The sequence below is a fragment of the Streptomyces sp. NPDC060198 genome (genome assembly GCF_042728415.1).
Taxonomy (GTDB): domain Bacteria; phylum Actinomycetota; class Actinomycetes; order Streptomycetales; family Streptomycetaceae; genus Streptomyces.
In genome coordinates this window covers 1-13,790 of the sequence record NZ_JBHWZJ010000188.1, presented here as the reverse complement: position 1 = coordinate 13,790, position 13,790 = coordinate 1, and the positions used below count along the sequence as shown (strand labels likewise).

12 protein-coding genes are annotated in these 13,790 nt (G+C 72.1%); 8 read left to right on the top strand and 4 right to left on the bottom strand.

The genetic code is table 11. The features are described 5' to 3' along the window. Window positions 1-36: 36 nt before the first annotated feature. The 3 genes from ACFWEP_RS21790 to ACFWEP_RS21780 form a co-directional block, all read right to left on the bottom strand. Complete coding sequence (locus ACFWEP_RS21790) at window positions 37-588, bottom strand: isochorismatase family protein (protein ID WP_387371977.1); 552 nt, start codon at window positions 586-588, stop codon at window positions 37-39. A gap of 82 nt (window positions 589-670) precedes the next feature. Then, the gene (locus ACFWEP_RS21785) at window positions 671-2,143 is read right to left on the bottom strand and encodes an MFS transporter (protein ID WP_387371976.1); all 1,473 of its coding nucleotides are present in this window, start codon (window positions 2,141-2,143) and stop codon (window positions 671-673) included. Beyond that, window positions 2,140-2,619 carry a MarR family winged helix-turn-helix transcriptional regulator gene (locus ACFWEP_RS21780; RefSeq protein ID WP_387371975.1) on the bottom strand — a complete coding sequence of 160 codons (480 nt, stop codon included), beginning with the start codon at window positions 2,617-2,619 and terminating at the stop codon, window positions 2,140-2,142. The genes ACFWEP_RS21785 and ACFWEP_RS21780 overlap by 4 nt, the downstream gene beginning before the upstream one ends. Before the next feature lie 410 nt (window positions 2,620-3,029). On the opposite strand from ACFWEP_RS21780, the gene ACFWEP_RS21775 reads away from it, so the two are divergent. Both ACFWEP_RS21775 and ACFWEP_RS21770 read left to right on the top strand, forming a co-directional pair. Then, a complete protein-coding gene (locus tag ACFWEP_RS21775; RefSeq protein ID WP_387371974.1) occupies window positions 3,030-4,100 on the top strand; it encodes a LacI family DNA-binding transcriptional regulator in 1,071 nt (356 codons plus the stop codon). A gap of 138 nt (window positions 4,101-4,238) precedes the next feature. Then, entirely contained in the window at window positions 4,239-4,550 is a 312-nt protein-coding gene (locus ACFWEP_RS21770; RefSeq protein ID WP_387371973.1) for a hypothetical protein, read from the top strand. 55 nt (window positions 4,551-4,605) lie between these two features. Here the strand turns inward: ACFWEP_RS21770 and ACFWEP_RS21765 are convergent, their stop codons facing one another. After that, the gene (locus ACFWEP_RS21765) at window positions 4,606-5,622 is read right to left on the bottom strand and encodes an acetylxylan esterase (RefSeq protein ID WP_387371972.1); all 1,017 of its coding nucleotides are present in this window, start codon (window positions 5,620-5,622) and stop codon (window positions 4,606-4,608) included. 244 nt (window positions 5,623-5,866) lie between these two features. Here ACFWEP_RS21765 and ACFWEP_RS21760 point away from each other — a divergent pair, with 244 nt between their 5' ends. The 6 genes from ACFWEP_RS21760 to ACFWEP_RS21735 all read left to right on the top strand — a co-directional run bounded on the left by ACFWEP_RS21760 (window position 5,867) and on the right by ACFWEP_RS21735 (window position 13,687). Beyond that, entirely contained in the window at window positions 5,867-7,114 is a 1,248-nt protein-coding gene (locus tag ACFWEP_RS21760) for a sugar ABC transporter substrate-binding protein (protein WP_387371971.1), read from the top strand. Window positions 7,115-7,119: 5 nt separating this feature from the next. Continuing rightward, window positions 7,120-8,118: a carbohydrate ABC transporter permease gene (locus ACFWEP_RS21755; RefSeq protein WP_387371970.1), complete on the top strand. Its 999-nt coding sequence runs from the start codon at window positions 7,120-7,122 to the stop codon at window positions 8,116-8,118. Further along, window positions 8,115-9,053 (top strand): carbohydrate ABC transporter permease, encoded by a 939-nt coding sequence (locus ACFWEP_RS21750; RefSeq protein WP_387371969.1) that lies wholly within the window; start codon window positions 8,115-8,117, stop codon window positions 9,051-9,053. The genes ACFWEP_RS21755 and ACFWEP_RS21750 overlap by 4 nt, the downstream gene beginning before the upstream one ends. A 152-nt stretch (window positions 9,054-9,205) precedes the next feature. Then, the gene (locus ACFWEP_RS21745; RefSeq protein ID WP_387371968.1) at window positions 9,206-10,408 is read left to right on the top strand and encodes a glycoside hydrolase family 1 protein; all 1,203 of its coding nucleotides are present in this window, start codon (window positions 9,206-9,208) and stop codon (window positions 10,406-10,408) included. A 330-nt stretch (window positions 10,409-10,738) separates the two neighbouring features. Continuing rightward, complete coding sequence (locus tag ACFWEP_RS21740) at window positions 10,739-12,844, top strand: TPM domain-containing protein (protein WP_387371967.1); 2,106 nt, start codon at window positions 10,739-10,741, stop codon at window positions 12,842-12,844. A 129-nt stretch (window positions 12,845-12,973) separates the two neighbouring features. Beyond that, window positions 12,974-13,687, top strand: coding sequence for a PspA/IM30 family protein (locus ACFWEP_RS21735; protein WP_387371966.1), 714 nt, complete (start codon window positions 12,974-12,976; stop codon window positions 13,685-13,687). Window positions 13,688-13,790: the final 103 nt, after the last annotated feature.

Genomic DNA, 13,790 nt, shown 5'->3' with positions numbered 1-13,790 from the left:
GCCCGTACGCGCGTACGGGCGGTGCGCGGGGAGGGATCAGCCGAGGAGCTTGATGATCTCCGCGGTGGTGGCGGTCTCGCCGAGGCGCGGGAAGACCTTCTCCACGGAGTTGGCGTGGGAGCCGGCGTCCATGTCGCTGATCGCGTCGGTCACGACGGTCACGTGGTAGCCGTACTCGTGGGCGAAGCGGGCGGTGGACTCGACACCGATGCTGGTGGCGACACCGAGCAGCACGATCTGGGTGACGCCCCGGCGGCGCAGCTGGAGGTCCAGGTCGGTGCCGTAGAAGGCGCCCCACTGCTGCTTGGTGACGACGATGTCGCTGTCCTGACGGCCGAGGCCGGGGACCAGGTCGGCCCAGTCGGCCGGCGGCTGCCCGCCGCCGTGGCCGGCCTCGGTGCGGCCCGGGGCGCCACCGGTCACACGGACGAGGACGACGGGCAGGTCCTTGGCGCGGAAGGCCTCGGAGAGCTCGGCGGCCTTGGCGACGATCTCGTCACCCGAGTGGATGATCGGGAGCTCCAGGATGCCCTTCTGCAGGTCGATGACGACGAGCGCGGTCTTCGCGTCGAGGGTGGTGGCGGTCATGGGACGTACTCCTTGTTCTGTGGTCCGGCCCGTCGGTCGCGGGGCCGGGGCGGTGCGGTCGTTCGGGTGGGGGGGGTGGTCTTCAGGAGGCGTGCGGGGTGCGCAGCGCACGGTCGGTGAGGGTCAGGACGATCAGCACTACCCCGAGTCCGGCCGCGATCCACGCCATGAGGTGCAGACCGGCGTCCGTGGCGGCCTGGCCGTAGGCGAGGGCGATCATGCTGGAGGCGGTGATCGCGCCGATGTACTGCGCGGTGCGCTGGAGCCCGGCGGCCGAGCCGATGGACTCGGCCGGGGCGAACTGGGCGACGGCCGCCTGGTTGCTCGTGCCGATCAGCCCCTGCGGGATGCCGAAGCAGGCGCCCGCCAGCAGCAGCAGGACGAGCGGGGAGCTCCCGGAGAGGAAGCCCAGCAGCACGGCCCCGCCGGTGAGCAGCAGGCAGGCCAGCGCGAGCGGCCCCCGGATGCCCTTCGTACGGGCTCCGAGGAGCGAGCAGGCCAGGGCGGCCATGGACATCGGGAGCATCAGCAGCCCGGTCTCGCCGGACGAGAACCCGCGGACTTCCTCCAGCCACTGCGTCAGGCCGTACATCACGCAGTAGACGAGCAGGTAGCCAAGGCCGTGCCGCAGGTAGGTGCGGGTGAGCGCGCCGTTGGAGACGAGCACCCGCAGGTCGATGAAGGGCTTGGGGGTCCGCAGCTGCCACCGGATCAGCACGGCGCCGACCACCACGAAGGGCAGCAGCAGCCACCAGTTCGGGTGCGCCAGGTCGAGCAGGAAGAAGGCGAGCAGCGTGAGGGCGGTGGAGAAGAGCCCGATGCCGAGCGGGTCGATGTCGGTCTTCGGGCGGCTGCCGTCCTCGGCGCGCACCCGGGGCCGGTCGGCCGGGATCCACCGGATCGCGGTGACGAGCGCGATCAGCGCGACCGGCACGTTGACCGCGAAGATGCCCCGCCAGCCGACGAGCATCACCAGCACGCCACCGAGCGTCGGGCCGACGGCGGTGCTGCCGACCGCGGCGAACGAGAGCCGGGCGAGGACCGGGCGGGGCGGCGTACGGCCGACCCGCAGGCCCTCGTGGCGCAGGATCGACATCGAGGCCGGATAGGCGGCGGCGCTGCCGATGCCCAGCAGCAGCCGGGAGACCAGCAGCCAGGTGAAGGAGAGGGCGAAGGCGCCCACCAGCCCGGATACCAGGACCACGACCAGTCCGGCGACGAAGACCCGGCGCGGGCCGATGGAGTCGGCGAGCTTGCCGAGCACCGGCTGCGCGACGGCGCTGGTGAGGTAGAGGACGGAGATCAGCCAGGCGGTGCCGGCCGCGCCCACGGAGTAGCTGTGTCCGATCGCGACCAGGGCGGTCGAGATCATCGTGGTGTTGAGCGGGTTGACCAGCGAGCCGATCAGCAGGGGCGCCGTGAGGCGGCCGCCGAAGCCGGGCTGTCCGGTGGCCGGGGACGCGCTCTCGGCCGGGGCGGCGGGACCGGGGGTTCCGGTCGCCGCCGGGGGTATGAGCGGCGGGGTCGCGGCCTCGGTGCCACGTGCGGAACTCACTGCTCCACCAGCCGGTCGAGGAGGGTGACCGCCTTCGCCACGGCCCGGCGCTCGGTCTCGTCCATCCCGGCGGCGAGCGCCTCGGTCAGCCAGTCGTGCTTGGCGGCCCGGAGACCGGCGAGCGTGGCCCGCCCCGCGTCGTTGACGGAGACGAGCGACTTGCGCCCGTCCTCGGGATCGGGGGCCCGTTCGACCAGGTCCTGGCTCTCCAGCGCGGCGAGCGTCAGCCGCATGGACTGCGGACGTACGTACTCCGCCCGCGCGAGGGCCGCCGTGGTGGCGGGCCCGTCGCTCTCCAGCCGGGCCAGGACGGACCGCTGCGACGGGGTGAGGAGGCTCTCCGCGGACTCGGTGCGCAGTTTGCGGAGCAGCCGGCTCACCACCGACGCGAGCCGCACGGCCAGCACGTCCGGAGCGGGGTCGTCCGCAGGGGGCGTGTTCGACTGCGCGGCTGAGTTTTCGGTCGAATCGGGCATATCTTCACCGTAGAAGATGGGTAAGCCATCTTGCAAGTTTGCCTGTCGATATTCACCTGTCCGGCCCGCCCGGACCGTCCGGCACGTCCTGCCTGTCCGGCACGTCCTGCCTGTCGGGCCCGTCCGGCCTGTCGGGCCTGTCGAGCCCGTCCGGCCCGTCCGGCCACCCGAACCACGACCCTCGACGGCCCACCGCACGCGAGCGCCCGTCGGCCGGGGCACCGACCCCGCCACGCCCCCTTCCGGTGATGTCCGGAACGTCACCTTGTGCCTCCACACCCCCGCGATCTAGGGTGAATGCGCTTTCATCGCGCATTTCCGATCGTGCGCGACACGGCATCAGAGGCAGGCAGGCAGGCGCATGCTTCGGGCATGCGGCCACGAACGAAGAAGCGGACGGTCCCGGTCGAGTGAGCGCCCCCACGGTGTACGACGTCGCGGAACGGTCCGGCGTCTCCATCGCCACGGTCTCCCGTGTGTACCGCACCCCGGACTCGGTCCGGCCCCAGACCCGGGAGCGGGTCCTGGCGGCGGCCCGCGAACTGGGTTACGTACCGAGCGGGAACGCCCGGGGTCTGGCCAGCCGCACCACGGGCGTACTCGGGCTGTGCTTCCCCGACTACGCCGACCCGGACGCCGAGACGGCGGCGGCCCTGAGCGACGGCGACGACGACAACGCCGTGATGCTCTACTCCGACCAGATCATCCGGGGCATGGAACGGGCCGCCCGGCGGCACGGGTACGCCCTGCTGATCGCCGCCTCGCTCGACGGCGGACCGGAGAGCCTGGTGGCCAAGGTCGCGGGACGGGTCGACGGCTTCGCGGTCCTCGCGCGGACCGTGCCGACCGAGGACCTCGACGTCATCTCGCGGCGGCTCCCGGTCGTGATGCTCGCCGGCCCCCGCGAGATAGACCACCTCGACCACGTGGAGGTCGCCAACCGGGACGGGGAACGCGAACTCGCCCGGCACCTCATCGACGACCACGGGCTGCGCCGCCTGGTCTTCGTCGGCGGCGAGGCGGACTCCCCCGACGCGGAGGCCCGGTTCGACGGCTTCCGGCAGGCGTGCCGCGAGACCGGGCTGCCCGTACCGGACCAGCCCGGGCTGCGCGTCACGATGATGACCCAGGCGGAGGGCGCCCGCGCCGCCGAGGCGCTGCTCGACCGCGCGGACGAGGCCGGGGGCGTCCGGCCCGAGGCGATGCTCTTCGCCAACGACCAGATGGCCGTGGGGGCCCTCCAGGCGCTGGAACGCCGGGGCGTGCGGGTGCCGGAGGACATCGCGGTGACCGGCTTCGACGGCATCCCGCTGAGCCGGCTCGTGCGTCCCACCCTGACCACGGTCCGCCAGCCGATACGGCGGCTCGGCGAAGAGGCGGCGGAGCTGCTGGTGCGGCGCCTCGGCGACGCCGGCCGCGACCCCGTCTCGGTGGAGCTCCCGGTGACCCTGGCCCGCCGCGAGAGCTGCGGCTGCGGGTAGCGCGGGGCCGGCCGGGGACGCGCGGGCGTGTGGCGCGGGGCGGGACAGCCGCTTCGGGGCTTGTGGACGGGATGACCGGCTTGGTGTCATGATCGCGCCGTCGGCCGGGCCTGACCCCCGGCGCGCCTCGGGGGGATCATGAAGTTCTACGTGGGCATACCGCTGGTCCTGTTCGCTCTGGCCATCGGCGCTTCCGGTATCGCGGCGGTAGCCCGGGGCTGGGTGCTCCCCGTCAACCGGAGGCGGGTCCGCCGCGTCCGCCTCTTCGGCTGGGGCCAGGCGCTGGTGTCCCTCGCCCTGCTCACGGAAGGCACGGTTCTCCTGGTGCTGGGCGGCGGCTCGTCCACCGTCCCCGCGGCGACCGCGTGGATCTGGAACCTGCTCCTGATGGCCGGGCTCGCCGTGATGGGCGTGAGCCAGCTCTCGCGCGGTGGCCGCCGGACCCTGTGACACGTCCGGCCGGCGACCCCGCCCCCGCACGGCCGCGAGGCCCGCACGCCCCCCTTCACAGGTGCTCCCCGAAGAACCGCTCCCGGTGGGCGCGCAGTGCGCGGATCTCCTCCACCATGCCCCGGTACGCGAAATGCCCGGCGGTCAGCACCTGGAGCTCCCGCACCCCCGCCAGCGCGTTGTACACGGCGAACTGGCCGGGCGGCGGTACGGCAGGGTCGAACAGGGCCGCCGCGACCAGGGTCGCCACGGTCAGCCGCGTCGCGGCCGTCGCCGCGTCGAAGTAGGCCAGCACCTCGGTGACCTCGGGGTGCGCCCGGTGGTGGGCGCGTACCGCCTCGCCGCTGCCGGTGCACGGGAGCGTGAGGCGCAGCGGGTGGTTGCCGAAGGTCGGCACGGTGAGCTGGGCGGCGCCGAACCGTGCGTCCCAGGGCAGCGCGAGGGCGCCGAGCCCGCCGCCGAAGCTCTCGCCGAGGTAGCCGAGGCGGGGCGCTTCGGGCCGGTCCAGCTCCGGCAGGAGCGTGAGCAGCGCGGAGGCGGCACACCAGAGGTCGGCCACGCAGTCACCGATGACGTACGTGTCGCGGGCGCCGATGCCGTGCAGGACGTGCGCGTCGGCGGTGTCCGGGATGCCCGTGACCCGTCCCCGGGTGCCCATCCCCCGTACGCAGGGCAGGATGGCCGCCGCCCCCGGCAACGGCAGCGGGAGATCCGGGCCGGGGCGGTCGCGTCCGCCGTAGCCGTGCCCGACGACGAAGCCGTACCGGGCAGGGCCGGCGCTCCCGGCCGTGGGTGCGCCGCCCGGCACCGGGCCGTACGGCAGGGCGACCCAGCCGCCGAGCCGTACCCCGCCGACCGAGGTGTACGTCACCCCGTGGACGCGTACCCCGTCCCGCTCCTCCTCCACCGGGCCGAGCTCCGGCGCGGTGTCGACCGCGCGGGCTTCCTCGTACCGGGCGCGCCAGAACTCCTCGAAGTCCCCGGGTGCGGTGGGGGCAGGGACCTTCAGCAGGCTTTCGCGGGTGTGACCGTGGCGGGGATCGAAGGAGTACGCGTGGGCGAGTGAGGGCATGCGCGCGACAGTAACGACCCCTCCGGACCCGGTGCCACCTGCTGCGGCCATGACGAACCGGTCACATTGGCCCATCTTTCGCATACATGACGTTTACCGTTCGAAAGGCCCGGCTTCCACACGTCCGGCACTTTGCCGGAATGTGACACAGAACCCCCTTGCGGATTTCCGAAGACGTGTCGCAGAGTGATGTATGCGCTTACAGGCAGCGCATACATTCGGATTGCTCAAGGAGGAGCCCTCCATGCCCCGCACCGCCAGAATCACCGTCTCCGCCGGGATAGCCGCGGCTCTCGCCTTCGGTATCACCGCCTGCGGCGGCTCCGGGGGCGCCTCCGTCGCCGCCGACAAGAAGCAGACGCTGACCGTCTGGGCCATGGGTGCCGAGGGTGAGAAGCTCGCCGACGTCGCCAAGGTCTACGAGAAGGCCAACCCGAACATCACGGTGAAGGTGACCCCGGTCGGCTGGGACGTCGCCCACCAGAAGCTGGTCTCCGCCGCCGCTGCCGGCACCATGCCGGACGTGGCCCAGATGGGCGGCAGTTACATGGGCGAGTTCTCCGACCTCGGTGTGCTGGAGCCGGTCGACACCAAGACCTTCGCCGAGAAGGACTACTTCCCGGCGGGCTGGAGCCAGGGCGAGGTGGACGGCACCGCCTACGGCGTGCCGTGGTACGTCGACACCCGCGTCCTCTACTACCGCACCGACCTGGCGAAGAAGGCCGGCATCACCAAGGCTCCGACCACCTGGAAGGAGATGCAGGCCCTCGCCACCGCGTACCAGAAGGACGCGGGCACCAAGTGGGGCCTCTCCATCCAGCCCAGCGGCCTGGACACGGTGCAGAACTTCTACCCGTTCCTGTACTCGGCGGGCGGCGCGATCATCGACGACAAGGGCAAGGTCGTCATCGACAGCCCGGCCGCCGTCAAGGCGCTGAAGGAGTACGGCTCCTACTTCGACAAGGGCCTCTCCAACAAGTCGGTGCAGCCCGGCTACGACGTGGTGAAGGACTTCGGCAACGGCCGCGTCCCGATGTTCTTCGGCGGTCCGTGGCACGTGACCCTCCTCGACGAGGGCCAGCCGCAGCTGAAGGGCAAGTGGGCCGTGGCGAACGTGCCGGCCGACGCCTCCTCCACCTCGATGGCGGGCGGCTCCTCCCTGGTGATCTCCAAGGACAGCGAGCACAAGGCCGCGGCCACCGCATTCATCAAGTACCTGACCGGCACCGAGGGCCAGGCCGACTGGTACGAGCGCACCAAGGACCTGCCGGCGAACACGAACGCGTGGACCTCCGGCACCCTCGCCGACGACGCCGACCTCCAGGTCTTCAAGAAGCAGATGGACACCGCCAAGGCGTCGCCGACCCTCTCGAACCTGACCGAGATCACCGACAAGGTCGATCAGGCCATCGCCAAGGTGACCCAGGGCAAGGCTTCGGCCGAGGACGCGCTGAAGACCGCGCAGTCCCAGATCGAAAGCCTCGTGAAGTAGGAGCCATGAGCACCGTGACCGGAACGGCCGCGCAGACGGCCGAGGGACCGGAAGGGCGGGCGACCGCGAAGTCGCCCGCCGCCGGGCCCGGCGCATCCCGGGACCGCAAGGTCCGCAAGAAGCCGCTGGGGAGGCAGAACGCGGCGGGCTGGCTCTTCTCCACCCCGTTCCTCGTCCTCTTCCTCGTCTTCATGGCCTTCCCGATCCTCGCCACCCTGGTGATGAGCTTCACAGACTTCGGGCTGCGCAACGTGACGCACCCGTGGGACGCGAACTTCATCGGCTTCGAGAACTACGTCGACCTCTTCGGCGACGAGAAGTTCCTGCGGTCGCTGCTCAACACCGCGTACTTCGTGGTCGTGGGTGTGCCGCTGACCATCGGGATCGGCCTGGTCGTCGCCGTACTGCTGAACAACGGCATCGACCGCGCCCGGACGTTCTTCCGGGTGGGCTTCTACGTCCCCGTGGTCACCACCATCGTCGCGGTCGCCGTGGTGTGGCGGTTCGTACTCGACCCGAGCGACGGCCTGATCGCGGGTCTCTTCTCCGAAGTCGGCCTGACCGGGCCGGACTTCCTCGGGTCCGAGACGCTCGCCATGCCGTCGATGATCGCCATGGCCGTCTGGCGGAACGTCGGCACGGTCATGGTGCTCTTCATCGCCGGCCTCCAGGCCATCCCGACCGAGGTCCGGGAGGCCGCGCGGCTCGACGGCGCCGGAGTCTGGGGCGAGTTCAAGGGCATCACCGTCCCGCTGCTGCGGCCGACGATGCTCTACGCCACGATCATCACCACCATCGGCTACCTCAACGTCTTCGAGGAACCGTTCGTGATGACCCAGGGCGGGCCCTCCGACTCGACCCTCACCGTCTCGCTGAACATGTACCGCGAAGGCTTCAACTTCTTCCACATGGGCTACGCCAGTGCCATGGCGTACGTCCTGTTCGTGGTGATCATGGCCATCACGGTGCTCCAGCTCCGACTGCTGAAGGACAACACCAAATGAGCGCCACCAACGCACCCGGCACGCTGCGGACGGCGCCGTCGGAGGAGCAGCGCCCGGCGCAGGGCTCCGCGTCCAAGGGCTCCGCACCGCAGGCGGCGAAGCCGCGCTCGGGCGTCCGCCCCGGTCGCGTCCTCGTATACGTACTGCTCTCGGTCGCCCTGCTGGTCATGTCGGCGCCGTTCCTGTGGATGGCGGTCTCGGCCTTCAAGACCCCCACCGACCTCTCGGCCAGCCCGCCGGTCTGGATTCCGTCCACCTGGACGCTGGACAACTTCCGCGAGCTGCTCGACAAGCTGGACCTGCCGCTCTACTTCATGAACTCCGTGATCGTGGCGGTGCTGGTCACCGTCTGCAATCTGGTGTTCTGCTCGATGCTCGGCTACGCGCTGGCCAAGCTGAAGTTCGCCGGCCAGAACAAGATCTTCGGTCTGGTGCTGGGCGCGCTGATGGTGCCCGGCAACCTGATGCTGCTGCCGCTCTTCGTCCTGATGAGCAAGCTCGGTCTGATCGACTCGTACGCCGGTCTGGTGCTGCCGTTCGCGGCGGGCGCCTTCGGGGTCTTCCTGATGCGGCAGTTCATGCAGTCGATCCCGGACGAGCTGCTGGAAGCGGCCCGGATGGACGGCGCCGGCGAGTGGTACATCTTCTGGCGGATCGTCATGCCGCTGGTGAAGCCCGCTCTCGCGACCCTGTCGATCTTCACCTTCCTCGGCTCCTGGAACAACTTCGTCTGGCCGCTGATCGCGACCAACGACCCGGACAAGTACACGCTGCCGGTCGCGCTCGCGACCTTCGCCACCGACCCGAACAAGGCCGGCGGATCGAACGGCGTTCTGATGGCCGGTGCCTTCCTCGTCGTCCTGCCGGTGCTGATCCTCTTCATCGCCCTGCAGCGTCACTTCACCCAGGGCATCGCCACCGCCGGCATGAAGTAGAGCCCGCCCGCACGTCCGGTCGTCCCGGTCCGCGCCCCGCCCGGCGCGCACCCCTCGGCCTGCACGACCAAGCACCACCCGCACCACCCCGCACGGGCCGCGCACGGAGAGCCGCGAGCCCGCCCCCTCACGCACCAGAAAGACACTCCGCGATGACGCACACCCCGGTCCAGTTCCCCGAAGGCTTCCTGTGGGGCGCCTCCACCGCCGCCCACCAGATCGAGGGCAACAACACCAACAGCGACTGGTGGGTCAAGGAGCACTCCACCGGCACCAACATCCAGGAGCCGAGCCTCGACGCGTGTGACAGCTACCACCGCTGGGACGAGGACATGGACCTGCTGGCCTCCCTCGGCTTCACCGACTACCGGTTCTCCGTCGAGTGGGCGCGCATCGAGCCGGCCGAGGGCCACTTCTCCCGCGCCGAGCTGGCGCACTACCGCCGCATGGTGGAAGGCGCCGTCGCCCGCGGCCTGCGCCCGATGATCACCCTGCACCACTTCACCGTGCCGCAGTGGTTCGAGGCACGCGGCGGCTGGACGGCCGAGGGCGCCGTCGAGCTGTTCGCCCGGTACGTCTCCGCCTGCGCCCCGGTCATCGCCTCGGACGTCAGCCACGTCTGCACCATCAACGAGCCGAACATGATCGCCGTGATGGCGGGCCTCGCCAAGCGCGGCGAGATCGGCTTCCCGCCGGCCGGTCTGCCCTTCCCCGACGAGGACACCACCGTCGCCGTCGTCGCCGCGCACCACGCGGCCGTGAAGGAGGTCCGCGCGATCGACCCGTCGATCAAGGTCGGCTGGACCGTCGCCAACCAGGTCTACCAGGCCGAGCCCGGCGCCGAGGCGGTCACCGCCGCCTACCGCCAGCCCCGCGAGGACGTCTTCATCGAGGCGTCGCGCGGCGACGACTGGATCGGCGTGCAGTCCTACACCCGTACGAAGATCGGCGCCGACGGCCCGATCCCGGCGCCCGCCGACGTCGAGCGCACCCTCACGCAGTGGGAGTACTACCCCAGCGCGGTCGGCCACGCGCTGCGCCACACCGCCGAGCTGGTCGGCCCCGAGGTCGCGCTGATCGTGACCGAGAACGGCATCGCCACCGACGACGACGCCCGCCGCTCCGACTACTACGCCGGTGCGCTGAACGAGGTCGCCGCCGGCCTGGAGGACGGCCTCAACATCCAGGGCTACCTGGCGTGGAGCGCGCTCGACAACTACGAGTGGGGCTCGTTCAAGCCGACCTTCGGCCTGATCGCCGTGGACCTGGAGACGTTCGAGCGCACCGCCCGCGACTCCGCGAAGTGGCTGGGCTCGCTCGGCCGCACCCGCGAGCTCCCGCGCCTCGCCGACTGATCCCCGCCGCGGTGGCCCCCGCCGCCGCGGCCCCCGTACGGGGGAGCTCCTGACCGGCTCCCCACCCGGTGCGGACGGCGGTCCTGACCCGCCGCCGGCCTCCACCGAACCACGCCCCGGCGCGGCCGAAGCCCACACTCCGGCCGCGCCGTCGGCATGCCCGGACGCCGCCACTCCCGGCTTCGGCCCTGTCACCCCGGTCCGGACCGCCCCGCCGGGAGCCGGTTGCCCCGTCGCCGGCTCGGGTCGCGGGGTCCCAGAGGTGGCCATAGCCTCCTGGATGTGACGCCTCCCGCGACTCGTATCCGCAGCTCCCGACCCTGCCGGGCCTTGCTCGGCGTGCTGTTCGTGGCCTGCTGGCTGGCCGCGGGGACGGCCTCCCCCGCACGGGCCGACAACCCCGTCACGCTCTCCAAGGACGGGCAGATCACCGACCGCACCGGGGCGCTCGGGGACCGTACCGGGGAGGTGGAGGCGGCCCTCGACCGGCTCTTCGACGAGCGGCGGGTGCAGCTCTTCGTCGTGTACGTGACCGACTTCTCCGGCCGCTCCTCGCAGAGCTGGGCCGACGAGACCGCCACGCGCAACGGTCTGGGCCAGGACGACGTGCTGCTGGCCGTCGCGACCCGCGACCGGCAGTACGCGTACTCCGTGGACGAGGCGTCCCGGCTCACCGACGCCCAGCTGAGGGACGTGGCGAGCACCGCCATCGTGCCGGCGCTGCGGGTGAACGACTGGGCGGGCGCCGCGATCGGCGCGGCGAACGGCTACGCGGCCGTGCTCGCGGACCAGCCGGTGCCTTCCCCGTCCCTCTCCCCCGGTGCGGCCGATCCCGGTTCGGGCGGTTCGGGCGGAACGGACGCCGGTGACTTCCTGCTTCCCGCGGTGCTGCTCGCCGCGGTGCTGCTCGTCGCGGTGTACGCCTTCTCCCGGCGCAAGCGGCGCGCGAAGACCCGTACGACACCGGCCGCCGCCGGCTGGGGCACCGGGGCACCCGGTGCCGGGACGCCTGCCGCACCACCCACCCCGCTGCCCGAGCTGGACGCCCGCGCCAAGCAGCTGCTGGTGGACACCGACGACGCGGTACGCACCAGCGAGGAGGAACTCGGCTTCGCCTCGGCCCAGTTCGGCGAGGAGGCGGCAGCACCGTTCCTGGCGGCGGTGACAGGTGCCAAGAGCGAGCTGACCGCTTCCTTCCGGCTGCGCCAGCAGCTGGACGACGCGATCCCGGAGGACGAGCCGACCCAGCGCCGGATGCTGGAGGAGATCATCAGCCGCTGCACCGCCGCCGACGAGCAGCTCGACGCGGTGTCCGCCGACTTCGACCGGCTGCGGGCCCTGGAGCAGAATGCCCCGCAGGTGCTGGCGGAGGTGGAGACGGCCTTCCGCGACCTCGCCGGCCGCACGGCGACGGCGGGTTCGACGCTGGACGCGATGCGCGCCCGGTACGCGCCGTCGGCCGCCGCCCCCGTCGCGGACGACGTCGAACAGGCCAAGGAGCGGCTGGTCTTCGCCACCTCCTCCCTCAACCAGGCCCGCCAGGCGGTGGACGGCGGCGACAACTCCCGCGCCGCCGTGTACGTACGGGCGGCGGAGAGCGCGGTGCGCCAGGCCGCGACCCTGGTGGACGCCGTGGAGCGGCGGGCGGCCGAACTCGCCGAGGCCGCGTCCCGCATCCCGGCGGCGCTCACCGAGATGGAGACGGACCTCGCGGACGCGCACGGGCTGCTGCGGGGCACCGCGCAGGGCGTGTCCACGGCCGACCTCCAGGGACGGATCGGCCGGGCGGAAGCGGTGCTGGAGGACGTACGCGGCGAGGTGGCGGGCGGGCCTTACGACCCGATCGACGCGCTGCGCCGGCTGGAGGAGGCGGACGCGGCGCTCGACGAGTCGCTGGCCGGGGCCCGCGAGCGGGACCAGGGCAACACCCGGGCCCGTCCGCTGCTGGACCAGGCGATGCTGACCGCCCGCTCCGCGATCTCGGCCGCCGCCGACTACATCACCACGCACCGGGGTGCGGTCGGCAGCCAGGCCCGCACCCGGCTCGCGGAGGCCCAGCGCCGTGCGGAGCAGGCCGGGCAGCTGGCGGCAGGCGGCGATCCGCAGCGCGCGCTCGCCGAGGCGCAGCGCGCCGACGCGCTCGCCAGGCAGGCCCAGGCCCTGGCCGAGCAGGACGTACGCGCCTTCGACAGCCGCTCCGGTCCCGGTGGGATGCGGGGCGGCGGCGGGGGCGGCGGTATGGGCGGGGCGGTGCTGGGCGGCATCCTCCTCGGCGGGCTTCTCGGCGGCGGGCGGGGCGGTGGCGGCTTCGGAGGCGGCCGGGGCGGTGGCGGCTTCGGAGGCGGGCTCGGCGGGGGCGGCTTCGGCGGCGCCGGGCCCGGCAGCTTCGGCGGCGGGGGGACGCGGGGCCGCAGGGGCGGCGGTGGCCGCTTCTGACCTGCGGCCGGTCCCGTCCCCCGGCCCTGGCCCGTACCCGATCCGTCCCGTCGCGGATCGCCCCGCCCGGCACCGACCGTCACCCCGTCGCGTACCGCCCGACCGTCCCGTTCCAGGAGAGGAGCTCCCATGTCGAAGCAGACGATTCTCGGCCGAGTCACCCAGCTCGCGAAGGCCAACATCAACGCCCTCATCGATCAGGCCGAGGACCCGCAGAAGATGCTGGACCAGCTGATCCGCGACTACACCAACAACATCGCGGAGGCCGAGCAGGCGGTCGCCGCCACCATCGGCAACCTGCGGCTGATGGAGCAGGACCACGCGGAGGACGTGGCGGCGGCGAAGGAGTGGGGCGGCAAGGCACTCGCGGCCAGCCGCAAGGCGGACGAGCTGCGGACCGCCGGATCGGCGGCGGAGGCGGACAAGTTCGACAACCTCGCGAAGGTCGCCCTGGGGCGCCAGCTCCAGTCGGAGAAGGAGGCGCGGACGGCCGAGCCGACGATCGCCTCGCAGACCGAGGTGGTGGACAAGCTCAAGTCCGGGCTGGACCAGATGAAGGCGAAGCTCGGCGAGTTGAAGGCGAAGCGGGACGAGCTGGTGGCCCGCGCCAAGTCCGCGCAGGCCCAGAACCGGATGATGGACGCGGTGAAGTCCATCGACGTGCTGGACCCGACCAGTGAGCTGAACCGCTTCGAGGACAAGGTGCGGCGCGAGGAGGCGAAGGCGGTGGGCAAGCAGGAGCTGGCCGCGTCCTCGCTCGACGCGCAGTTCGAGCAGCTGGACAGCATGGGCGACAGCGCGGAGGTCGAGGCGCGCCTCGCCGCGCTGAAGTCCCCTTCCTGACCGCCTCCCGACCGCCTCCTGACCGCCTCCCGACCGACGGGTTCGTCCGCGAGGCGCCAGGACGGGCGAGGGGGGAAAGGGGCGGGGCAGGACGGTTCGAACC